This window comes from Bacillus pacificus (genome assembly GCF_020861345.1).
In the GTDB taxonomy this organism is placed as follows: domain Bacteria; phylum Bacillota; class Bacilli; order Bacillales; family Bacillaceae_G; genus Bacillus_A; species Bacillus_A pacificus.
Window position 1 is genome coordinate 4,643,853 of sequence record NZ_CP086328.1, and the last position, 24,445, is coordinate 4,668,297.

A 24,445-nucleotide genomic window follows, 5' to 3' on the forward strand; every position below is an offset into this window, starting at 1 on the left:
CGTATGGAAATTTGAAAGGATGTTTTAAATATGTCAAAAAGCGTTGTAATCGCTGAAAAGCCTTCCGTTGCACGTGATATTGCTCGCGTACTGAAGTGCGATAAAAAAGGAAATGGCTATCTTGAAGGTAGTAAATATATTGTAACTTGGGCTTTAGGTCACCTTGTTACATTAGCAGATCCAGAAAGCTATGATGTGAAATATAAAAAGTGGAATTTAGAAGATTTACCTATGCTACCTGAGCGTTTGAAATTAACGGTTATTAAACAAACTGGGAAACAATTTAATGCTGTAAAAAGTCAGCTACTTAGAAAAGATGTAAATGAAATTATTGTAGCAACAGACGCTGGGCGTGAAGGAGAATTAGTCGCTCGTTGGATTATTGATAAGGTTCGAATTAACAAACCAATTAAACGTCTATGGATTTCATCTGTTACTGATAAAGCAATTAAAGATGGTTTCGCAAATTTAAAACCAGGTAAAGCATATGACAATTTATACGCTTCAGCAGTTGCACGTTCAGAAGCTGACTGGTATATCGGTCTTAACGCGACTCGCGCTTTAACAACTCGCTTTAATGCCCAGCTAAACTGTGGCCGTGTGCAAACACCTACTGTCGCTATGATCGCTAATCGTGAAGATGAAATAAAGAACTTCAAAGCTCAAACTTACTACGGCATCGAAGCTCAAACGACAAATCAATTAAAACTAACTTGGCAAGATGCAAATGGCAATAGCCGCAGTTTTAATAAAGAAAAAATTGATGGTATTGTAAAAGGTTTAGATAAACATAATGCTACTGTTATGGAAATTGATAAAAAACAGAAGAAATCATTCTCTCCTGGTCTTTACGATTTAACTGAATTACAACGTGATGCAAATAAAAAGTTCGGTTACTCTGCGAAAGAAACATTAAACATTATGCAGAAATTGTATGAACAACATAAAGTGCTAACATACCCTCGTACAGATTCGCGTTACATTTCATCTGATATCGTTGGAACACTTCCAGAACGTCTAAAGGCGTGCGGCGTTGGGGAATATCGTCCTTTAGCACATAAAGTATTACAAAAGCCTATCAAGGCTAATAAATCATTTGTTGATGATAGTAAAGTAAGCGATCACCACGCAATTATTCCGACAGAAGGATACGTTAACTTCTCAGCCTTCACAGATAAAGAACGTAAAATTTATGATTTAGTTGTAAAACGTTTCTTAGCTGTTTTATTCCCAGCATTCGAATACGAACAACTAACGTTACGCACAAAGGTCGGCAATGAAACATTCATTGCACGCGGAAAGACAATTTTACATGCCGGTTGGAAAGAAGTATATGAAAATCGCTTTGAAGATGATGATGTAACTGATGACGTAAAAGAACAACTTTTACCTCGCATCGAAAAAGGCGATACATTAACTGTAAAATTAATTATGCAAACATCAGGTCAAACGAAAGCACCTGCACGTTTTAACGAAGCGACTTTACTTTCAGCAATGGAAAATCCTACAAAATATATGGATACGCAAAATAAACAACTTGCTGATACGCTAAAATCAACTGGTGGATTAGGTACTGTAGCAACGCGTGCTGATATTATCGACAAGCTATTCAATTCATTCTTAATTGAAAAACGCGGTAAAGATATTCATATTACTTCAAAAGGCCGTCAGTTACTTGATTTAGTACCAGAAGAGTTAAAATCACCTACATTAACTGGTGAGTGGGAACAAAAGCTAGAGGCAATTGCAAAGGGTAAACTGAAAAAAGAAGTATTCATTTCCGAAATGAAAAACTATACGAAAGAAATTGTTTCTGAAATTAAATCGAGTGATAAAAAATATAAACATGACAATATTTCAACAAAGTCTTGTCCAGATTGCGGTAAACCAATGCTAGAGGTAAACGGCAAAAAAGGAAAGATGCTCGTTTGCCAAGACCGTGAATGTGGTCATCGTAAAAATGTATCTCGTACAACAAACGCTCGTTGTCCGCAATGTAAGAAAAAATTAGAATTACGTGGTGAAGGTGCTGGACAAATCTTCGCATGTAAATGTGGCTATCGCGAGAAATTATCAACATTCCAAGAGCGACGTAAAAAAGAATCTGGAAACAAAGCTGATAAGCGCGACGTTCAAAAATATATGAAACAGCAGAAAAAAGAAGAAGAACCATTAAATAACCCATTTGCAGAAGCATTAAAAAAATTAAAATTTGATTAAATAAAAAAGGTTCCTACCTCTATCGGTAGGAACCTTTTATTATTAATGAATAATTTTACTTCCTTTTGCATTCTCAACAAATTTTTCACTTGATTTGTTAATTGGTGTTTTCAATAATAACGCAGCAACAATCATAACTACTACGAAAGCACTTAACACAAGTAAATCTCGCGTTACGATATCCCAAAGCATTCCGCCTACTGTTTCACGAATTGCACTAATTGCGTATGTGAACGGTAAGAACGGATAAATTGCTTGGAAGAACGCTGGTGTCATTTGAATTGGGAATGTTCCGCCCGATCCTGCTACTTGCAGTACAAGTAAAATGATCGCCATCGATTTCCCTACGTTTCCGAAAATAGAAACGAGTGAGTACACGATACAAACAAATACTCCACCTATAAATAAACTAAATAATACAAACCAGAATTTATCGACTACGTACGTACCGAGTAAGAATATATCTCCCATCGATACGATAAACGCTTGCGAAAGACCTATCGTTAAGAATGTTAATAAACGTCCGAAGTAAATTTCATGGCTCTTATAATTCGCGCCCTCTTCATGTACTTCTACTGTTAATAATGAAACCATTAATAGTGCGCCTACCCATAATGCAAGCACTGTATAGAATGGTGACATTGCTGAACCGTAGTTCGGCATCGCAAATAATTTATTCTCTTTTAAATTTACTGGATTCGCAAAGTAGTCACTTTGCTTTTCAACATCATTTTTCAATAAGCGTATGATGTCTTTTATATCCTCTTCAGATTCAAAATCACGAATTTTATCTGCTAATTCTTTAATCTTTTTCTCAGTTTCCGGCATGTCAGCTTTAATGTCTGTTAATTTCTTTTTACCGTCTACTAAGCCTTTTGATGAATCTTCTAGTAACTTTTTAACGTCTGGAAGCTTTTTGTCTGCTTCATTTAAAATTTGAGTTGTATTTTTCGACATCTCTTTTGTACGAGCAATTGCTGTATTGAAATTAGGTACAATTTCTGAATCATACGTCGATAATACATCTGTTAACTGAGCTGACCCGCCCTTCGCAGCGTTGTTAATACTTTCAATTACATCTTTTGTAGGTTTCTGTCCATTGTTAAGAAGTGTAATTCCCTTATTCGTTGCATCTACACCTTTTTGCAGACTACTTTTCGCTTTATTTAATTTTGCAATTCCATTATTAAGATTTTTATCACTATTTACATCCGCTAAAACCTTATTTGTGCTTTCTAGAACAGGGATCATATCATCGATTAAACCGATTCCAGATTGGAACTGACCATTTAAACTATTTAAAGCTACTTTCGTTGAGTCTAAACCGTTAATACCTCTGTTTTGTACATCTTCTTTTGCTTTTTGTAAATCTGCTTTTGCACCTTCAAGGCCATTTTTTGCTTTATCGTAATCTGCTTTTGCATTGTCATATGCTGCATTTGCATCAACTTTAGCTTGATCTACTGTGCTAACTGCTTTTTTATAATCTGCTACAAATGTTTCATTGTAATCTTTTTCTGCTTGATCAATTAATCCATTTGCTGCATCTAATTTTTGATTCGCTACATCTGTTACATCTTTCTTTACTTCTTGTCCTGTACCGATAACATTTACAATATCTTTAATACCATTGTTTGCATTTTCCATACCTTTTTTAACATTAGTTAAGTGACCCACTCGCCCTTTGAAAAAGCTTTGACCAAAATCAGTCGTCGCTGAGTTCTGAAGTTCAGTAAAGAAATTAATAAGATATGAAATACCATCTGTACCAGTCTGCAATTTATCTGATACCGAATTTAAATCTTTCTTTGCTTGTTCAGGGTCAAATTGGCCATTTTGTAAGCCATTTAAAACACTTTTCCCATAAGCTGTTCCTGCACGTGATGAACTTAAAACATTATTTACTGTTTGATTAATACTTTGCGCTATACTCTTATAACCATCACTATTCAACTTAGAAAGATCCGGTCTCGCTGGGAATTCAGGTAATCCATTCATTCCAGACAAGTCAGGAATATTTAATTCTACACCTGGATTCATTAGAAAATCAGTAAATGCAGCTGCACTATCCATAACACCTTTTGCTGCTACTAAATCATTTCTTATCGTCCCTGGAGCATTTTTCAATGTTTGATCTTGTCTTGCAAAGAATTTATCTAAATTCCCTAACGCTTCTTGACCATCATTAATAACACTTTCCACAACCGGCAATTCTTTCTGCGCTACTTTCACAACATCCTCTGCTCGAGTCGCATCATCTAACGCCTTATCCATCAATGTATTCATTTCTGGGAACTGCGCTTCTAACTTAAATACAAGATCTTTTACTTTCTCAATACTTGGTAAGTTTGTTTCTAAATCGATTCCAAGGTCATTGAAGATTTTAAAAATCTCACCGTTCGCTGTTTTAACAAAGTTTTTACTAATTTCTTCTGTAATACCTGATGCACCTTTTGCTGTAATTTTCGGTGCAATCGCATTTACCTTTTCATTTACATAGTAATCAAGTTCTGGTTTCTGTGGATTTTCATCCAGAACAGTTGCAATCTTTTCAGAGAAATCTTTTGGGATTGTAATGCTTGCATAGTAATCCCCGCGTTCAACTCCGTAAATTGCTTGTTTTTCATCTACAAATTTCCAGCCAAGATTTTTGTTTTTCTTCAGAGAATCTACAATCTCGTTCCCGATATTGATATCTTTTCCTCTTAAATTAGAGCCTGCATCTTGGTTAGAAACTGCAATGGGAACTTCTTTTGTATTTCCGTATGGATCCCAGGAAGCTTTAATGTTAAACCATGCATATAACGATGGTAAAATCATTAACCCTACAACAATAACAATTGCAGCCCAATGTTTCGCTACATTCCGTAAATCTGTCTTATAAATACGCCAAATTTGTTTCATAGAAGTTATCACCTAATTATATATTTTTCCTTCTTTAGAAAATGATACATACATTTTGCAATTATATCACTTTCTACATCGTGGATTAACCAGAAACGAACTATTTTTTCCCATTAACTTTGACTTACTACATTATATAACGAAGTCAGTCAAAGTATGAATACAAAATGACCAAATCGGTTTTACATTCAATAATAACAAATATATAGGAAATGTCATAAAAAATACAAGTATTTTCTCTTGGAAATACTTGTATTCCTAAAAAAATCCTCACAGCTTTTTATCATCTGTGAGGATTTCTTCTATTATATATCTACTTGTACTTCTACACCGAAATGATCTGAAATTACATTTCGGTTTGTACCATTAAAAATAACTTTTGAAGAACGAACTTTTTCACTTCGGTTACACAATATTAGATCGATTCGCAAATTATGTTTATTTTCATCCCAACCAGCAATCTCACCTTGGACAGTTGTTCCCTCATCCTTCTCTATTGCTAGTTCATATGTGTCGTACAAACCTTTTTGCATCATATATTCATAGCCCTCCCCTTGCAAACGAGCGTTATTATTAAAATCACCCATTAAGAAGGAAAGTTCATTGCTATCTACACGCTCCATCAAACGATTCACTTGATCTTTAAATGATTCTTCTTCATCATTCCACCAACCGAGGTGGCAAGAGTAAAACGTGATGTTCTTACCATTATAAGCAATTGTTGCACTTACAATTTTGCGTGTTTTCCAATACGTTGTATCTTTATTTTCTGAAATAAAGAACGTATCTTCTTTTACAACATTATGCTTCGTTATAATCGCTAATCCTTCTTCATACACATCATAACCAATATGAGAGAAATCCCAAGTAATATTGTAATCTTTTACATATAACGCTTTTAACTCTTCTAATAGTAAAAGTCCAAAATTATCTTCTTTCTTGTTACCGCATACATTTTTAGCCCCTATCGACTGACTTACTTCTTGCAATGCGATGACATCGTACTCTTCTTCTTGAATGACTTTAGCAAGATATTTTATCTTTTCTATTTGATTTTCTTCTTGCCAAGAATGACAGTTTAAAGTTAGCAATTTCATATTATTACGCACCTAACATATCTTGAATGTCTGACTTTAATACGTCAGCTTTCGGACCATATACAGCTTGTACACCTTTATCTTTTACGATAAGTCCTAAAGCACCATTTTGTTTCCACTGTGCTTCTGGTGCAACAACATCTAAATCTTTTACTGTTACACGTAAACGAGTCATACAAGCATCTACGTCAGCAATATTTTCTTTTCCACCTAATAAATCAATAACTTTTGTTGCTAATGAACCATCTTGTACATTTCCTGTTCCTTCTGATGACTCATCTTCGTTATCAATGTAGTTACCTGCACGTCCTGGTGTTGGTAAGTTGAACTTTTTAATTAAGAAATTGAATAATGTAAAGTTCAGACCGAAGAATACTAATGAAACGATAACGAAATTGATTAAATCTCTAGTTAGTCCTGCATTCACCATCATCGGTGTACGAGTAATTAGCTCAATAAATCCGAATGCGTGAACACGTAAGTTAATTAAGTCTGCTAATGCGAATGCAAGTCCTGTTGTAATTGCATATACAACATATAATACTGGAGCAATAAACATGAACATGAATTCAATTGGTTCTGTTACACCTGTTAAGAATACTGCTAACGCTGCTGATAAGAACATTGGTTTATATTTTGCGCGTTTTTCTTTATCAACATTACGGAACATTGCGAATGCAATACCCATTAACGCTGCTGATGAACCGATAACTTGTCCAGCTTTGAAACGAGCTGGTACAACATTATTTAGTAGATCGTTATATGCTTTTGTATCTCCATTTGCTAATAAGTTATTTAAATCTGTAATCCATGCAAGCCATAAAGGATCTTGTCCTGCTACAACTTGTCCAATTTTTGAGCCAGTTAACATCGTATATGTTCCGCCCAGCTCTGTATAGTTCATCGGAATCGTTAACATATGGTGTAAACCGAATGGTAATAGTAAACGCTCTAACGTTCCATATACAAATGGTGCAACAACTGGTGCACTATCTTTTGAAGCTGCAATCCAGCGACCAAATTCATTTAATCCACTTTGGATGAATGGCCATAAAAGTGATAATACAATTGCAGTTACTGTAGACCAAACAATTACAACGAATGGTACGAATCGTTTTCCGTTAAAGAATGCTAATGCCTGTGGCAGTTTATTATAGTTATAATATTTGTTATATAAAGTAGCTCCTAAGAAACCTGTGATGATCCCTACGAAAACTCCCATGTTTAATGCTGGTGCACCAAGTACAGAAGTAAAATAATCTTTTACAATTAAATCTCCTGCTAATACTGAAGAAACTTTCGCTTTTGAATCCGCTAACATTTCAGCGTTTACGCCAAATATAGCTCCTGTAATTCTGTTTGTTAAGACGAATGCTAATAGCGCTGCAAATGCACCACCTGCGCGATCTTTTGCCCAAGATCCCCCGATTGCTACTGCGAATAAGATGTGTAGATTTGTAATAATTGCCCAACCGATGTCTTCCATTACGCGAGCGATCGTATGAACTGCGTTAATATCCCCAGCAGACATCCCAATTAACTTACCGATAGAAATCATTAAACCAGCTGCTGGCATTACAGCTACAACAACTAATAACGCTTTCCCGAACTTTTGCCAAAAATCAAAAGACGTAATTTTCATCTGTTCTTCCTCCCCTTTATTTATAACAACATAATGATTTAAATTATAATTTCTGTTCCCTTTATGAAAACGATTCCTCATTTTAATTTGTTCTCATCCCTTTACGCAACCGTTTTCATAAATCTATTTTAATAAAAGCGTTTTCACTTTGCAATAGAAATTTATTTTTTTTCATAAAAAAAGATGCTCTAAGAGCATCCTTTTTTATTATGAAATACGATAAACCCTTGTTTCATAAGGCTTTAACGTGATTGTAGTTACTTGTTCATGTTCCGCAACTTCGTAGTTATTTAAAAGCAAACGTTTGCGTTCTAGCGCGAATGAACCCTCATTATATACAGCTTCCTCTTTTGAGATATTACTAATTACAACGATTTTTTCATCGCTTAATGTACGAGTATATGCATAAATTTGCGGATCATCTTCTAAAAGTAAATCGTACGTACCATAATTCAGTACATCGTGCTCTTTTTTCAAGGCAATCATTTTCTTATAGAAATTGAAAATAGAGTTCTCTTCACTCTTTTGCTTTTCAACATTAATTTCTTTATAGTTTGGATTCATCCCAAACCAAGGGGCACCTGTTGTGAAGCCAGCATTCATCTCATCGTTCCACTGCATAGGTGTACGTGAATTATCGCGGCAAGAAGCCCATATAATCTCCATCATATCTTGATGAGATACACCCTCTGCAATTTTCTCACGATATAAATTTTTAATTGCTACATCATCGTAATCTTCAATATTTGGGAATTGAACATTTGTCATCCCAATTTCTTGTCCTTGATAAATAAACGGTGTACCATGCATAAAGAAATACATCGCTCCAAGAGCTGTCGCACTTTCACGCCAATATTGTTTATCATCTCCCCAAGTTGAAACGATACGTGGCTTATCGTGATTCTCAATATATAAAGCATTCCATCCTTTATTTTCTAGACCTTTTTGCCATTTCGTTAATACTTTTTTCAACCCTACAACATCAAGATCTTTCTTCTTTTCTGCATCCCATAAGCTTAAATGTTCGAATTGGAATACCATATTGAACTTACCTTGTTCTTCTCCAACCCAAAGCTCAGCATCTTCAATCTTAACACCATTCGCTTCACCGACAGTCATAATATCGTACTTAGAAAATGTATTTTCTTTTAACTCTTCTAATAAAGGTTGAATACCATCCACATTCATATGTTTATCAAAAGATGGTACATACTTTAGTTCTTTTGGATTTGGCATATCTTTAAAGCCATCTTCTTTTTTAATATGGCTGATCGCATCCACACGGAAACCATCAATTCCTTTATCAAGCCACCAATTAACTGTATCGTATAACACTTCGCGAACTTCTTTATTCTCCCAGTTTAAATCTGGTTGTTTACGTGAGAATAAGTGTAAATAATATTGTCCTGTTACTTCATCGTATTCCCATGCCGAACCATTAAAAATACTTTCCCAGTTGTTTGGTTCCGCACCATCTTTACCATCATGCCAAATATACCAATCACGCTTCGGATTGTCTTTAGATGAACGAGACTCAATAAACCATGGATGTTCATCACTTGTATGATTAATAACTAAATCAATAATAAGCTTCATATCACGCTTATGAACTTCATCTAGTAAAGCATCGAAGTCTTCCATCGTACCAAACTCATCCATAATATCTTGATAATCACTAATGTCATAACCATTATCATCATTAGGTGACTTATACATTGGACAAATCCAAATTACATCTATACCTAAATCTTTTAAATAATCCAGTTTTGCAATAATACCTTGTAAATCCCCAATACCATCACCATTTGAATCCATAAAGCTACGTGGGTAAATTTGATAAGCAACCGCTTCTTTCCACCATGTTTTATTCATAGTCATTCTCTCCTTTTGCATCCCATCGGAAATTTTATGCAAACGTTTTCGTAACACTATCATAACAAAATATGAATAGTTTGCAACTGTTTTCATTGAACTCTATGTAGATTCCTTATTCTTATGCTTTATTTATTTCTCACAAGAGCAAATCTCATTCCTCACCTGCTCTTGTCCACGCACGTTACATATACTTTTCATATATTAATAAAAACACTGCTTATTTTTAGAAAGGAGTGATAAATTGAAACAAACAAAATTAACAGGTCGTATCGTTGTTCCTTCAGATCCTGACTATGACATAGCCCGAATGAACTTAAATTTAAGTATTCCAAAACTCCCTTGCATTATTGTTTTTTGCCAAAATAAAACTGATGTATGTAACGCCTTAAAATGGGCACGCGAGCGTCATGTACCATTTCGCTTAAGAAGCGGACGTCATAGCTATGAAAATTTTTCTCTTTTAAATCGAGGACTTATTATTGATGTGAGTGAAATGCATCGCATTACTGTTCATACAGATACATTAACAGCAACAATTGAAGCTGGTGCAAATCTTGGCACTGTTTATAAAGAGCTTTGGAATTATGATGTGACAATACCGGCTGGTACAAGTGCAAGCGTTGGAATTGTTGGATTAACACTTGGCGGGGGCATCGGTATGCTTTCACGCTTATTTGGATTAACATGTGATCAATTAATAGAAGTTGAAATGGTACAAGCATGTGGTAAATTTGGAGCAAAAATCATTCGTGCAAGCGAACATGAAAACCATAACTTGTTTTGGGCATGCCGCGGTGGTGGTGGTGGAAACTTCGGAATTATTACTTCTTTAACTTTTCGCGTACACCCTATAAAAAATGTATCAATCTTCTCCATTACATGGGAATGGGAAGATTTTATTGCTGCCTTTCAAGCTTGGCAAAGCTGGGCGCCTTATGTAGACGAACGTCTCACTTCATCAATTGAATTATTCACAAAACAACAAAACAAAATTGAAGCACAAGGTGAATTTGTTGGCTCTCCCTCTGAACTCCATTCCTTATTATCTCCTCTTCTTGAAACTGGTACCCCCTCTCTCTTTATAGATGAAGTTCCTTATATAAAGGCTGTTGAATTTTTTAACAGTGGTAACATCCCTGAAAACTTCAAGCGCTCCGGTTCCTACGTATATAAACCTATTCCTCTTAAAGGAATTCAAATCATGCAGTATTTTCTTTCACATGCACCAAATAAGGATGCGAGTATTTGGCACCAATCGCTCGTAGGTGCTGTTGAAAATATTCCGCCTACTGAAACAGCTTATTTCCATCGCAAAGCAATTATTGCGCAAGAATACATTACCTCTTGGAAATGTGATGATGAAGAAAATCGAAATATACGCTGGGTTAAAGATTTACGAGAAAGCTTAGATCCTTATACACTAGGTGACTATGTCAATTGGCCCGATATCGACATTAAAAATTGGCAAACTAGTTATTATGGCCCTAACTTTCAAAGATTACGTAAAGTGAAAACCATATATGATCCTTGCAACGTTTTTCGTTTTCAACAAAGTATCCCACCCTTTCATACGTAAAAAGGAAGAACAAAATACCGTTCTTCCTTTCTACATTGAAAATCTTTCAATTGTCTGTTTCAAGTCTATTGCTTGTTTCTCTAAATCCTTTAATAATTGATCGATCGCTATCATATTTTTAGATTGTTGCAACGTTACAAGTGCTACTTCTTGTGAACCAGCTGACGTCTCTTCAGCAATTGCTGCTACAGCCTTCGTCTGTGCACCTGTTTGATGAATGTGACTCACTTGTTCATTCATATAGCTACTAATTTGCTTCGTTGCATCCGCTACTTCCATAACACTTGATGACATTTCTTTTAAAATTAATTCGGTAGCTTCCCCACGTTTCGCCTCTTCCTTAGCTATTTTCACTTGTTCTGTCATTTTCGTTGCAACTTGTTGCACTTCCTCTTGCATATTCCGTAATAACTGCGATATATTTCTTGCAGAATGGTCACTTTCATCTGCAAGTTTACGTACTTCTTCAGCTACAACGGCAAAGCCCCGTCCATGCTCTCCAGCACGAGCAGCCTCAATAGAAGCATTAAGTGCTAATAAATTCGTTTGGCTAGCAATCTCACTCACAACAGATACAATATGTTCTACTTGTTTCATTCTTTCCTCTAACTTCTGTACATTTTGCATTGAATCTTCATTTTCTTTCGCCAATGTTTGAATACCTTGAATTAAAGACGTAAAGACACGAGTACTATGCCCTAAAGCTTGAACCATTTCTGAAGACAACTCATCAGACTGTTTTGCTTTCTCTTCTACTTCACTTGCAATAGAAGTTGTTGTATCAACAGCGGAAACAATCGCTTGAATTGATGCCGCTGATTGCTCAGCGCCAGAAGAAATCTCTGCAAGAGTTTCAGAAACACCTTGTGCTTGTTTCGTTGCTTCGCCTGTTTGTTTTCTAATTTGCTGTACTTGATTGTTTGTATACGAAAATGTTGTATCAATATTTTTTACCATGCCCCTTAAGTTCCCAAGCATCATATTAAATGCAACGCTTAAAGATTTAATTTCATCATCAGTCTTCGGTAACGGAACATCTTCACGAATGTCTCCTTCAGCCGCTTTTCTCGCCGCCTCCTCTAACTTTCGAAGCGGTTTAATTAAAAATATGGCTGCTCCATATGCTAAAATTCCAGACCATACTACTCCTAATAGCATAACGATAATATTATATGCAGTTTGACTTACATAACTTTGAAAATAATCATATATCACATAAATAAAAAATATACTTGTTGAATATGTAATTAAAGCTAAAACTGTAGTGAATAGCATAAGTTGTGTACGTAAGCCAAAGGAAAATGCCTTCCTTTCTTTTTCCATCTCTTCTTTCCCCCTTTTTATAAGTAATATAAGTACTACCTATATATTATTATCCATATTTTCCTTATAGAAAGATATATTGATTTTCATTTTTTTATTTACATATTTATTACATTACTTTTTCTGTATATAAAATGAAAATAATGTATAATTTTATTTGGATGCCAATTACATATTCAACTAAATAATTTAAGGTTAGGTGATTCTATGTTAAAAATTTTATATCGATTAAACGTTATAAACAGATTAATATTGTTAGTAGCAGTCCCCATTCTTTCCATATTAATTATTAGCGTTGTAAATTATATAAATTTACAACACATGCACAAACAGCTTCAAACTGTATATGTGGATCGTCTACAACCCATAAAATGGCTAGGATCTATTGAGAGCAGCCTGTACCAAGAGTTTAGTTATGTAAAGGAACTCATTATTACGGAAGACGAGAATCGACGTACTACAATTTTAAATAAATTAAATGATACAAATAAAGAAACCGAAAAATTACAGGCTCAATACGAAAATACATATATAACAGGCGAAGAAAAAAAACTCCTTAGCCAATATAAAGAAAAACTAGAAAACTATAAAAAGCATCGTACTCAAATGCTTGATTTCATTAAAGAAAATAAACTTAATCAGGCGTATTCATTTTACCTAACTACAGTTGATCCTAATTTATCGGCTACAGTAGATGCTTTAAAAAATCTTAGTGATTATAACGAAAAGTTAGCTGAGAGTCTGTATAACGACAGCGAACACTCTTATAAACAAGTGATAAGCATAACTATTATTTTATTCATTGCCTGTTTAGTTCTTTGCATTCTTATCTCCTTATTTACTGCTAAATCAATTATAAATCCAATCAATTCATTACGGAGCATAATGAATACAGCTGGAAAAGGGGATTTAACCATTGCCGTACCAAAACAATATCATCATGAATTTGGTCATATGTTTAATAGTTTTGATCAAATGATATCAAACTTACGACAAATTATTAACAATGTGATTCAAACAAGTGCAAAAGTCAAAAGCTCTACAAATCATATTGTTGAAACAGCAACCGTTTCCTCTTCCACTATGGATAACATCGCAAATGCAATGAAACAGTTGTCTCACCATATTAATGATCAGTCTGCAAATATTAAAGATAGTTCTACAGCAATGGATGAAATAGCAAATGGAGTGCAAAGCATAGCTGAATCTTCTACAACGATTTCAAACTTAGCTATTTCTACTTCTGATAAGGCGAATGTAGGAACTGAAATCATTGAAAAATCCATTTCTCAAATGACAACTATCCATACTGTCATGGATGAAATATATAAAGTGGTAGATCAATTGGTTGTTCGTACACAAGATATCGATAAAGCATTACAAACTATTACTTACATTTCTGAACAAACAAATCTATTATCTTTAAATGCCGCAATTGAATCCGCCCGCGCCGGTGAACATGGAAAGGGATTTGCTGTTGTATCTGAAGAAGTTCGTAAACTTGCTGAACAATCAAAACAAGCAGCTACAGATATTACAAAACTTAACTTGCTTGTACAAAATGATACAAAAGATGTAGTCAACGTTATGGGGAAAGGACAACAAGAAATTCAAGAAGGCATTCATGCTGTGCAAAATGCAAAATTAGCATTCCATAATATTGTGAATCATATTAATGAAGTTACAGATCAAATACAAGATATAACAGCAAGTGCAGAAGAAATGTCAGCAAGCTCAGAAGAGATAAATAGCGCACTTATTAATATCTCTTCAATTTCACAAAATATAGTTTCGGAGACTAATTATACATCCCAATCTTCACAAGCCCAATCGGTATCAATACAGGATATTACACATATGTCTCTTCAAATGCAAAAGCTTGTTGAAGAATTAGAAACGTTTGCCACTCAATTTAAAATCAAAAACTTGTAAGTATATGAAAAACCACCTGAATTAGGTGGTTTTTCCATTTGAACTATACATTCAAATTTATTTATATAAGAACTGTCATTTGAAAAAAAATAAAGGATTCTGACAATTTGTGACTAATAACAGAAATAAGGGGCAACATTTGTAAAATATATTTTTGACTGGGGGTTTTGTATGATTCAGGTTCGAAATCTAGTAAAATCATTTGGCTCACTTGACGTTTTAAAAGGAATTGATTTAGAAGTACAAGAAAAAGAAGTTGTCGTTTTAATTGGTGCCAGTGGTTCCGGTAAAAGTACATTACTTCGCTGTCTTAACTTTTTAGAAATGTACGATGAAGGTGAAATTCACTTACAAGGTGAACGAATTGATCCAAAGCATTCAAATTTAAACAAAGTCCGCGAAAATGTCGGTATGGTTTTTCAACACTTTAACCTCTTTCCTCATATGACCTCACTAGAAAACATCATAGAAGCACCTATTCATGTAAAAAAATTAGAAGCAGCAAATGCAAAAAAAATCGGAAATCAGCTTCTGCAAAAAGTCGGCCTACAAGATAAAGCAGATGTAACGCCCCATCTCCTATCAGGTGGTCAAAAACAGCGTATTGCTATTGCACGAGCTCTTGCTATGAATCCTAAAATTATGCTATTTGATGAACCTACCTCAGCTTTAGACCCTGAACTTGTTGGAGAAGTATTGCAAGTTATGAAAGAACTTGCTGAAGAAGGAATGACCATGGTTATTGTTACTCATGAAATGAATTTCGCAAGAGATGTAGCTGATCGCGTCATTTTTATGGATGATGGAAAAATTGTAGAAGATGCTCCGCCAGCACAATTCTTTTCAGCTCCATCACATGAACGAGCGAAACAATTTTTACGCAACGTTTTATAATATAACTTCTGTTTCAAACGAAAAGAAATACATTCATACGGTGCACAACTAATCATCTAAATAAAATATTTCAATAACATACTTAAAACCATCCGTATGATCAATATATAGGAGGGGTTTTATGAAAAGAAAACTATTAACTATTGTTGCGAGTATTACATTATGCGCTTCCTTTATACTAGGAGCCTGTAGTAAGGAAAGTGCTACTACTTCTTCAAATGGTAAAAAAGAATTTCGTTATGCGATGAGTGGCTTATATAAACCTTTTAACTATAAAGAAAATGACGGAAAACTTGTCGGTTTTGATGTAGAACTAGGTGAAGCACTTGCGAAAAAAATGAATATGAAACCAACCCCTATTACAAATCCATGGGAAACGCTAATCCAAGGTCTCAAAGCGAAAAAGTATGATGTAATACTGGGCAGTATGGCAATTACAGAAGAACGCTTAAAAGCTGTTAATTTCTCAAATCCTTATTATCGTTCTGGTGCCCAAATTTTTGTAGCTAAAAAGAATACATCTATCTCTTCTCCAGAAGATTTAAAGGGTAAGAAAATTGGTGTTGTAAAAGCTAGTACCTTTAAAGACCTTGTTGCAAAACATACAGATCAAATTACAGAATACGATAGCGATATTACTGCACTTATGGACTTAGAGCCTGGACGTATCGACGCAGTAATTACAGATCAAATGGTTGGTTTACGCATGATCAAAGAAGGTAAATCAAATATAAAAGAAGCTGGAAAACCACTAAACCTTGATGAAATGGGAATTGCTATTCGTAAAGATGATAAAGAAATGGTCGAGAAAGTAAATAAAGCTTTAGATGAAATTATTAAAGATGGTACGTATGAAAAAATCAGTAAAAAATGGTTTGGGCGTAATATTCTTGGTGAAGAGGAAAAAACGAAGTAATTTAGCCCTTCAAAGTTTCCATAAATCATGCCCCACTTTGTGTGGGGCATTTCATTCTCTACTAAAATCTATACAATATGAGGTGAAACGCATGTTTGAAATTTTTATCTCTACCTATCCCACACTCTTAAAAGCTACTATTGTCACATTACAATTAACACTAACATCCCTATTACTCGGTTCACTAATTGGATTACTATTTGCTTTCTTTCGAATCTCTAACAATAAAGTTTTAAATAGTATTGCTCACGTATACATCGCCATTATTCGTGGTACACCTTTAATTGTTCAAATCGCCATTCTCTATTTCGGGATTACATCCGTTGTTGTTTTTACTCCTTTTTGGGCAGGAGCCATTGCTTTAGCAATCCATAACGGTGCATATATTACTGAAATTTTCCGAGGCTCTATCCAATCTGTCGATCGTGGGCAAATGGAAGCTGCTCGCTCTCTAGGTATGCCGTATCCTTTAGCGATGCGCCGTATTGTATTACCGCAAGCATTCCGTCAATCTATTCCTCCTTTAGGAAATCAGTTTATTATTGGATTAAAGGACTCTTCCCTCGTTGCATATGTAGGATTGTCCGAATTATGGGGATCAGGTTTATCCATTGCTGCAGGTAACTTCCAACAATTAGATACATACATAATTGTTGGTTTATATTATCTTGTTCTTGTTCTCCTATTCACGTACCTTGTTAACCTTTTAGAAAAACGACTACAACGAAAAGAAACTAGCTCTATACAAACTGTCAAAAAGAAAACAAAAGAAATTTCTCTTTGAGCAAACTAGCAGGTTGAGGTCTATTTCCTTAACCTTTTTTTGTTTCTGCTCCATACTTTTTACTTCAATAATATTTTTCCATGTATAAGAAATTTATCATATTTCCACAGTCTACCTCTTTACACAGCATAAAATTATCCATAATATAGTAAAGATGGGTGTACACGTATAGACATCTTAAATAGTATAAGGAGGTCGCTATGCTAGATTTAATTTATAAAGATTGGCTGAAACAAAGATATCAAATTTATAACCTTCAGCAACTTACAAGCTACATAAATAACCTAACCAGCCTGGCTGAAACATTAGGATTCTATCAATTACAAAAAGATTTACAACAATTATCTACAACTCTAAAAGACTCTAGTTCTGTTTACGATGTAGTCGAGCATATCACAGAAATGATGCTTTCTTTTAAACAGGATGAGCAGCTACTTAAAGTTTACATAATTGGCACTATCCCTGAGGTACTTCATAATACCTCCATTCAATTTGTCGAAAACATAAATAATGCTGATTGTGTTGTTGTATATAAAGAGACTATTCCTCTTCATTTCATACAACAGCCTATCATTTATTTTTATGAGAACGTAGATGATGAACAAATTATGCATCACGTAGTACAAGAGGTGTTACATACAAAATTACCTTTTGAAACAATCCAGAAGAGATTACAAAAATATATGTCAGTATCTCGCCAAACCCCTCCACTATTAGTAGTAACCGCTGACGACTTATTAACAAAATTTATAAAAACTGAATATACAACTTTACTAAACGTATATCATTTCACTAGCGGAAAGCACTTTTTCACAGAAAAAATCTATGAACAGTTTCCATTCTTCATACTAATTGTGGATTGGATGATGCCACAAATGGATGGTTTAGAACTTATTAATCGATTAAAGAGATTGTTGCCTAGTCGACATTTCCGAATTTTTATGACCTCTACTAAATCAACAGCCCACCACCTGGAGGAAGCATTTAAAGCCGGTGCTGATGATTTTATTGAAAAGCCGTTTTCACCTTTAGAATTTAAGGTTCGTTTGGCGCACTTATTAGAAGGAAGGAATGAAGGCTATTGATTATAGTTACAATTGTACAATCCATAGTTATCTTTTTAATAGTTGCTATTCTTATAGCGTATATATATTTAATTTCACTAAAATTACGTAGTAGAAATTTCAAAAGAAAAAATCATAAATGGAAAGAAGAAAATAGAAAATTTCTATATGAATTTATCATGCATAATAAATGCCATGATTTCAAAATTGAACATACAGCAGATATTCACGCACTAGAATCTCTCTGCATTAAAGCTACACAGCTCGTATCCGGGATTGATGAAAAACAACGCATTCATCATTTATTACAAGTCTATTTGTTTCCCCATTATAAAGAAAAATTAGTTCACGGCACTCATATAGAAAAACAAAATATATTAGATATTATTTCTTTCTTCAAAATAAAAGAGTTTGAAAATGAGGTAAAAGCTATCTGCACTCAAACATCTGGATCTATCCAGCATCAAGCATTTACTACATTAAGTACATTAAACACAAGACAAGCAATTTTACTTGCTACAAGAGTCCATGACTCTATTCCCATCACTATGATCGCTTTAAGTATTTCTCAAACTGAAAATTTTTCTGTTTGGGTTGAGTTTTTCCATACATTACCTAAACAATTTCAATATGAAATTTTAAATGCAATCGGTACACGGGAAGAGAATAGCTGCTATCTTTTCCTCATTCAAAACTTAACGAATGAAGATGAAGAAATTATTATTCGCTCGTTACATGCTATTTCAAAGTTAATGCCGAAAGCAGAAACAAAAGAGCATGTTAAACATTTATTTAAAAAGGACAGTTGGCAAATTCACCTCATGCTTATTCGTGTAATAAGCCCCTTTAAAGATGAAATGTATTTCCCTTATTTACTAGAACAAGCAGGGCATCAATCTTGGTGGGTACGTCGTGAAGTCCAATATGCAATTCAATATTATTCAAACTGGCAAGAAAAATATATTGAAATTGCCTTACATCACCCTGATCGTTTCGCACGTGAAAGTGCATTAGAGGCTCTAGCACGAAAGGATGTGACAACACATGCATTATCTTGATATATTTTTAAAAATTTCACAATGGCTCTTCTTACTCTACATGGGCGTTGCTATCTTATTCTATACCGCTATATTTCTTATTTCTGCATTCACCTTGAGAAAAAAACGGGAACGTGATGAAAATAGAGAATTACTTCATTATTTGCAGTCTAGTATTACTCGACCTGTTTCTATTATTGTTCCTGCGTATAACGAAGGAGTCACTATCGTATCAAGTGTCCAATCACTCTTAACGTTAGAATATCCTGAGTTTGAGGTAATCGTTGTAAACGATGGATCAAGTGATGATACGTTAGAACAATTAAAAGATCATTTCCAACTATATGAAATCCAGAACGTGGTTAGATTACAATTAGAAACAGAGACCATTCGAAAAACATATCGCTCATCTGTTAATAAACAAATTATTGTTGCCGATAAAGAAAACGGCGGCAAAGCGGATGCTTTAAATGCAGGTATCAACATTTCAAACTATCCGTATGTTTGTTCATTAGATGCTGATTCTCTCTTAGAACGTGATGCACTTATGAAAGCTATGAAACCAATTTATGAATCTCCAGAGAAAGTTATGGTAACTGGCGGAAGTGTTCGTATTGTGAATGGTTCTTACATACAAAATGGTCAAATGATCGAAAATCGTCTTCCAAAACAACCTCTTGCTCTCATGCAAATTATTGAGTATTTGCGTGGATTCTTATTTGGGCGCTTAGCATGGAGCAAGTATAATATTCTTCCTATCATTTCTGGTGCATTCGGTATTTTCGATAAAGGAGAAGTTATTCGTGTTGGAGGGTATCAACGAAAAACTGTCGGAGAAGATATGGAACTTGTCGTTCACCTCCATAAAAAAGCTTTACAAGATGGAGAAGAGAAGAAAATCATTTATAATCCAAACGCAATTTGTTGGACACAGGCTCCCGATGATTTAACAACCTTCCGCAAACAACGGAGTCGTTGGCACCGTGGTTTAGGTGAAACCTTATGGCGCCATAAGGATATTTTATTCCGTCCAAAATATAAAGCTTTCGGTATGATTGCAATGCCGTTTTATTTATTACTAGAATGGCTCGGTCCTATTATTGAAATACTTGGCTATTTACTACTACTATATCATTTACTATTCGATGAAATTTTCACAGAATATGTATTTTTACTGTTAGCTGCTACCGTACTATACGGATCATTCCTATCCGTAGGAGTTGTTTTATTAGAAGAATGGAGTATGAAAAAGCAAAATAGTATTAAAGATTTCACACTCTTACTTCTCTGGTCGTTAACTGAATCATTTTGGTATCGTCCGCTGACTGTTTGGTACCGATTTTTAGGACTATTTCAAAGTCTTTTCCGAATTAAAGGTTGGGGGAAAATGAAACGTAAATCTCTTGAAAACCAATCTTCAGAACGTTTTTGGTGGCTACGAAGAATTGCCTTCATCCTAATTATTTTAGCAGTTATTTTCGGGATAGATGCAACAAAACACCGATTGCAACCAACGCTCCTAAAAAGCACTGCAGATAATATTTCATATGGTTTTAAAGCAGAGCGAAATAAGCAAACCCTTCAGCATTATACAGGAGGCAAATGGGAAGATTGGACAATTAAAGGTGTGAACCTAGGTATGGCAAAACCAGGGGCATTTCCAGGTGATGCTGCAATTACAAAAGCAGAATATAAAAAATGGTTGAAACAAATTAGCGAAATGGGTGCAAATACGATTCGTATTTATACCATTCACCCTCCTGCTTTTTACGAGGCTTTATTTGAATTTAACCAACAAGCAAAACAACCTTTATATTTCTTCCATGGTGTATGGGTTGAAGAAGAACAACTGTTAGAAACAAAAGATGCTTACAAATCAAAAAATGAACTCTTTAAAAATATTGAAAGAACAGCCGATGTAATTCATGGTAATACAACAATCGCTGCTGAAAAAGGACATGCTTACGGCGAATATAATTATGATGTGTCACAATATTTAGCTGGTTGGATTCTGGGGATTGAGTGGGATCCTGACATGGTCATCGAAACAAATAAAAAACATGCTGATAAAACTTCATTTAAGGGGAAATATTTCGAAGCGAAGAACGCCAGTCCGTTTGAAATTTGGCTAGCTGAAGGAATGAATCATATCGCTCAATATTCTATTAGCAAATATGAGACCGCTCAGCCTATCGCTTTTTCCAACTGGGTTACAACAGATTTACTAGATCACCCTGCTGAACCGTTCATCGGTGAAGATGCTGTATCTATAAATCCAAATCATATCTTTGCTAATAAGAATTACCCAAGCGGGGCGTTTGCCTCTTATCACGTGTATCCTTATTACCCTGACTTCTTAAATTTCGATCCAGATAAAACAAATTTCAAAGACCATCGCGGGCAATCCAATAGTTACGCTGCTTATTTAAAAGACTTGCATGATTCACATGAAATGCCTGTTGTTATTTCAGAATTTGGTATCCCAGGATCCCGAGGTATTTCTCATAAAAATATACATGGAAAAGACCAAGGGCATATGAATGAAGATGAACAAGGGAAACGTAATGCAGAGCTCTTCGAAGATATTATTCAGGCGAAATTGGCCGGCGGTATTGTATTCATTTGGCAAGATGAATGGTTTAAATTCTCTTGGAATACAACTAAATATGATAATACGGAAGAACGACCACATTGGAACAACGTACAAGTTCCTGAACAACATTTCGGTTTGCTATCATTTGAATCCCATACTATTAATGTCGATGGTGATACGAGTGATTGGAAAACAAAAACAAAAATTGGAGATAAGAATGGTTACACGACTTTCGTAACACACGATGAGTCCTATTTATACTTATCCATTCATCGTCCAAAAGCTAGATCTCTTGAAGAGGAACCTATTACAATTGGAGTAAACATATTACCTGAACAAGGAAATAAAGAATTTAACGGCCTTTCTATGAAAGAAGGCGCTGATTTTAAAATTGATCTGCACGGCGGACAATCTAATCAAGTACTTGTTGATTCTTACTATGATGTATTCTCTTATGAATTTGGTTGCCAACGAAATCTAGTTCCTTATACAAAACCTGAAAAAAATAGCGGGCAATTCTCCCCTATTTATACAGCATTAAGTTTGCCAATTACATTACCACTTACTCAGGAGCAATTGCCATTTGAAAAATTTAATGTCGGAGCATTAACTATGGGAAATAGCAATCCGGCTAGTGCTGATTACAACTCACTTGCAGATTTTTCTACTCCTGCAAAAGAAACCATTGAGCTTCGAATTCCTTGGATGGTATTAAATGCAAAAGCACCAAACATAAAAGAATTTATTGGTGATATTTATGCAAACGAAGAAATAGATGGTTTAACTACGAAACAAATTATTAACGCAATTGGATTTACAGTTCAAATTGGAGCTGAAAACATTACAACTGCACAAGATGGCGAATATGCTATGTATAACTATTCAAAATGGGGTGATGTTGTCGAATACACATCACGACTCAAGAAGAGTTACTACTACATGCAAAAAGTATATCAAGCTACAAAATAACAAAAAGCAAGCTACCTTTTAGTAGCTTGCTTTTTGTTATTTTGTATATATATTTACTGATTTACTTTTTTAATACTCTCTTCTTCCTCTATATGTTCCTCACGATATGAAATATTATGAGGATCTAGCCCATTTCCTAAAGAACCATAGAAATGCTCTCTATGCGGATCCACTAATTCACTTCCTTGATAATACACACGTGGTGTATTCCATAGCGCTGCCAAAGCTTTTGTCATCGGCATCTCATGATAACGTTCCGGCCACATTTCTTTAATTTTCTCTTTTACTAACGGGTAGTATTTAGAGCTCATAGCAGGGAACAAATGATGTTCTGTATGATATGAGAAATTGAAGTGTAAAACGTCTATCCAACGCGGCACTGTTACTGATAAACAGTTTGCTAACGGATCATTTACTGGAACAATTGGATTTAAGCGGTGATTTGTTGCGATATATGCCATTACAATAAAGTTAGCAATTAACAATGGAATCACATATGCAAATAACCATTTTCCAGGTCCCATAATAAACAATAAACTAATCCAAACAGTCCAAGGCAAAAGAAGTTGAAGCCATACAGATTTTTGATTGGATGACTTAAACTCTTTTATAAAATGAAAGAACATTCGAGTCGAATGCAATGTAAATTGAATTGTTAGTGACAGAAAACTAAAGAATGAACGTATATGAAGAGGCATGCGATATACCCAGCTCAAAAACTTACTCTTTTTAAGCTTCTCAAGTGTAGGCCATGCATCTGGATCATTCTCTTCATGTTGTGTATGAACGTGATGCGTTGCATTATGCCACTTTCGCCAAAGTTTAGGACCTGTTGATAATGGCATAAATGCAATCGCTCCTAAGAAATCACGAAGCCATGCCTTTCTTACAACAGTTCCATGTAAAATCTCATGCCCTAAAAACCCAAGTGAAGCAAAACATAATCCAAGAACGATCGCAATTCCTAGATTAGCCCACACATTCAATTCAAATACACCAATCGATATTAACCCCGCCAATGCCACAAGCAAATAAGCCAGTCCACCAAACAGACGAGTAGGAACTGGTTTAAATGCCTTTTTCGGCAAATGTGGTGATACACGTGCTGCATACCACCCAAACGTATGAAGCTCCTTCATCCTTTTGCCCCTTTCTTATGCCGCGCCTTGCGCAACTTACATATATCAATTCTTGCTTCCAGATTGATTTTACTAGGTGATTAAAAAAGCCTCTATTATAAGGAAAATATACTCACTCTATCGTCACTTACTTTTCGCTTTTATTATCAATGAAAAACATTTCTCTTTTTACTCTCTATCAACCTTTCCACATGATAAATCATATCAATAGAATTTCCACATTGTCAATAACTTTTATGACCTAGTAATAAAAGTTGGTTATATTTTTATAATTATACTTTATTTCACTAAAGAAAAAACATAGATTTTATAAGGTTTCATCCATTATACATATACGTACTTTGCCATGCTATAGACTCTATCTTATTCAAGAACTCTCTATGTAAACAACAAATACACTCATCTAAATCTAGTTTTACACAACTTCTACCTCTTCATACCGACAACATCTGATAATTATATTAAGATAATTTCATCTTT

14 protein-coding genes and 2 pseudogenes are annotated in these 24,445 nt (G+C 34.7%); 9 read left to right on the forward strand and 7 right to left on the reverse strand.

The annotated features are described in order from the left end of the window. Nucleotides 1-30: 30 nt before the first annotated feature. Nucleotides 31-2,220 carry a DNA topoisomerase III gene (gene topB, locus LMD38_RS23980; protein ID WP_016716345.1) on the forward strand — a complete coding sequence of 730 codons (2,190 nt, stop codon included), beginning with the start codon at nt 31-33 and terminating at the stop codon, nt 2,218-2,220. 42 nt (nt 2,221-2,262) lie between these two features. Here the strand turns inward: topB and LMD38_RS23985 are convergent, their stop codons facing one another. The 4 genes from LMD38_RS23985 to LMD38_RS24000 all read right to left on the reverse strand — a co-directional run bounded on the left by LMD38_RS23985 (nt 2,263) and on the right by LMD38_RS24000 (nt 9,735). Continuing rightward, complete coding sequence (locus LMD38_RS23985) at nt 2,263-5,124, reverse strand: YhgE/Pip domain-containing protein (protein WP_100634620.1); 2,862 nt, start codon at nt 5,122-5,124, stop codon at nt 2,263-2,265. Between the two features lie 305 nt (nt 5,125-5,429). Continuing rightward, nucleotides 5,430-6,221, reverse strand: coding sequence for an endonuclease/exonuclease/phosphatase family protein (locus LMD38_RS23990; RefSeq protein WP_000771972.1), 792 nt, complete (start codon nt 6,219-6,221; stop codon nt 5,430-5,432). A 4-nt stretch (nt 6,222-6,225) separates the two neighbouring features. Next, complete coding sequence (locus tag LMD38_RS23995) at nt 6,226-7,863, reverse strand: PTS transporter subunit IIBC (protein WP_000705540.1); 1,638 nt, start codon at nt 7,861-7,863, stop codon at nt 6,226-6,228. Nucleotides 7,864-8,070: 207 nt separating this feature from the next. Beyond that, nucleotides 8,071-9,735 carry a glycoside hydrolase family 13 protein gene (locus LMD38_RS24000; protein WP_061182356.1) on the reverse strand — a complete coding sequence of 555 codons (1,665 nt, stop codon included), beginning with the start codon at nt 9,733-9,735 and terminating at the stop codon, nt 8,071-8,073. A 244-nt stretch (nt 9,736-9,979) separates the two neighbouring features. On the opposite strand from LMD38_RS24000, the gene LMD38_RS24005 reads away from it, so the two are divergent. Then, nucleotides 9,980-11,314 (forward strand): FAD-binding oxidoreductase, encoded by a 1,335-nt coding sequence (locus LMD38_RS24005; protein WP_227585335.1) that lies wholly within the window; start codon nt 9,980-9,982, stop codon nt 11,312-11,314. A 30-nt stretch (nt 11,315-11,344) separates the two neighbouring features. Here LMD38_RS24005 and LMD38_RS28860 read toward each other — a convergent pair. Beyond that, nucleotides 11,345-11,917: pseudogene (locus LMD38_RS28860) on the reverse strand (methyl-accepting chemotaxis protein); the annotation flags it as partial. Between the two features lie 417 nt (nt 11,918-12,334). Next, nucleotides 12,335-12,637, reverse strand: a pseudogene (locus LMD38_RS28865) (methyl-accepting chemotaxis protein); the annotation flags it as partial. A gap of 207 nt (nt 12,638-12,844) precedes the next feature. Here LMD38_RS28865 and LMD38_RS24015 point away from each other — a divergent pair. From LMD38_RS24015 to LMD38_RS24045, 7 genes are all read left to right on the forward strand, one after another. Further along, nucleotides 12,845-14,569 (forward strand): methyl-accepting chemotaxis protein, encoded by a 1,725-nt coding sequence (locus LMD38_RS24015; protein WP_016716341.1) that lies wholly within the window; start codon nt 12,845-12,847, stop codon nt 14,567-14,569. 171 nt (nt 14,570-14,740) lie between these two features. Further along, the gene (locus LMD38_RS24020; protein ID WP_016716340.1) at nt 14,741-15,463 is read left to right on the forward strand and encodes an amino acid ABC transporter ATP-binding protein; all 723 of its coding nucleotides are present in this window, start codon (nt 14,741-14,743) and stop codon (nt 15,461-15,463) included. Between the two features lie 121 nt (nt 15,464-15,584). Further along, nucleotides 15,585-16,379, forward strand: coding sequence for an ABC transporter substrate-binding protein (locus LMD38_RS24025; protein ID WP_016716339.1), 795 nt, complete (start codon nt 15,585-15,587; stop codon nt 16,377-16,379). Between the two features lie 91 nt (nt 16,380-16,470). Continuing rightward, nucleotides 16,471-17,163: an amino acid ABC transporter permease gene (locus tag LMD38_RS24030; protein ID WP_000461542.1), complete on the forward strand. Its 693-nt coding sequence runs from the start codon at nt 16,471-16,473 to the stop codon at nt 17,161-17,163. Nucleotides 17,164-17,363: 200 nt separating this feature from the next. After that, nucleotides 17,364-18,248: a response regulator gene (locus tag LMD38_RS24035; protein WP_001992429.1), complete on the forward strand. Its 885-nt coding sequence runs from the start codon at nt 17,364-17,366 to the stop codon at nt 18,246-18,248. Beyond that, a complete protein-coding gene (locus LMD38_RS24040) occupies nt 18,245-19,285 on the forward strand; it encodes a HEAT repeat domain-containing protein (RefSeq protein WP_227585334.1) in 1,041 nt (346 codons plus the stop codon). The genes LMD38_RS24035 and LMD38_RS24040 overlap by 4 nt, the downstream gene beginning before the upstream one ends. Further along, nucleotides 19,272-22,826 (forward strand): glycosyltransferase family 2 protein, encoded by a 3,555-nt coding sequence (locus LMD38_RS24045; protein WP_227585333.1) that lies wholly within the window; start codon nt 19,272-19,274, stop codon nt 22,824-22,826. The genes LMD38_RS24040 and LMD38_RS24045 overlap by 14 nt, the downstream gene beginning before the upstream one ends. A gap of 53 nt (nt 22,827-22,879) precedes the next feature. Here LMD38_RS24045 and LMD38_RS24050 read toward each other — a convergent pair whose 3' ends face one another. Beyond that, nucleotides 22,880-23,965, reverse strand: a complete 1,086-nt coding sequence (locus tag LMD38_RS24050) for a Delta(10) desaturase DesB (RefSeq protein ID WP_100634628.1) — start codon at nt 23,963-23,965, stop codon at nt 22,880-22,882. Nucleotides 23,966-24,445 lie beyond the last annotated feature (480 nt).

Excerpts from the sequence above, each read along its gene's own strand:
- LMD38_RS23990 (WP_000771972.1), bottom strand. The coding sequence starts at position 6,221 with ATGAAATTGCTAACTTTAAACTGTCATTCTTGGCAAGAAGAAAATCAA.
- LMD38_RS23995 (WP_000705540.1), bottom strand. The coding sequence starts at position 7,863 with ATGAAAATTACGTCTTTTGATTTTTGGCAAAAGTTCGGGAAAGCGTTA.
- LMD38_RS24045 (WP_227585333.1), top strand. The coding sequence starts at position 19,272 with ATGCATTATCTTGATATATTTTTAAAAATTTCACAATGGCTCTTCTTA.
- LMD38_RS24030 (WP_000461542.1), top strand. The coding sequence starts at position 16,471 with ATGTTTGAAATTTTTATCTCTACCTATCCCACACTCTTAAAAGCTACT.
- LMD38_RS23985 (WP_100634620.1), bottom strand. The coding sequence starts at position 5,124 with ATGAAACAAATTTGGCGTATTTATAAGACAGATTTACGGAATGTAGCG.
- topB (WP_016716345.1), top strand. The coding sequence starts at position 31 with ATGTCAAAAAGCGTTGTAATCGCTGAAAAGCCTTCCGTTGCACGTGAT.
- LMD38_RS24000 (WP_061182356.1), bottom strand. The coding sequence starts at position 9,735 with ATGAATAAAACATGGTGGAAAGAAGCGGTTGCTTATCAAATTTACCCA.
- LMD38_RS24025 (WP_016716339.1), top strand. The coding sequence starts at position 15,585 with ATGAAAAGAAAACTATTAACTATTGTTGCGAGTATTACATTATGCGCT.
- LMD38_RS24015 (WP_016716341.1), top strand. The coding sequence starts at position 12,845 with ATGTTAAAAATTTTATATCGATTAAACGTTATAAACAGATTAATATTG.
- LMD38_RS24050 (WP_100634628.1), bottom strand. The coding sequence starts at position 23,965 with ATGAAGGAGCTTCATACGTTTGGGTGGTATGCAGCACGTGTATCACCA.
- LMD38_RS24020 (WP_016716340.1), top strand. The coding sequence starts at position 14,741 with ATGATTCAGGTTCGAAATCTAGTAAAATCATTTGGCTCACTTGACGTT.
- LMD38_RS24035 (WP_001992429.1), top strand. The coding sequence starts at position 17,364 with ATGCTAGATTTAATTTATAAAGATTGGCTGAAACAAAGATATCAAATT.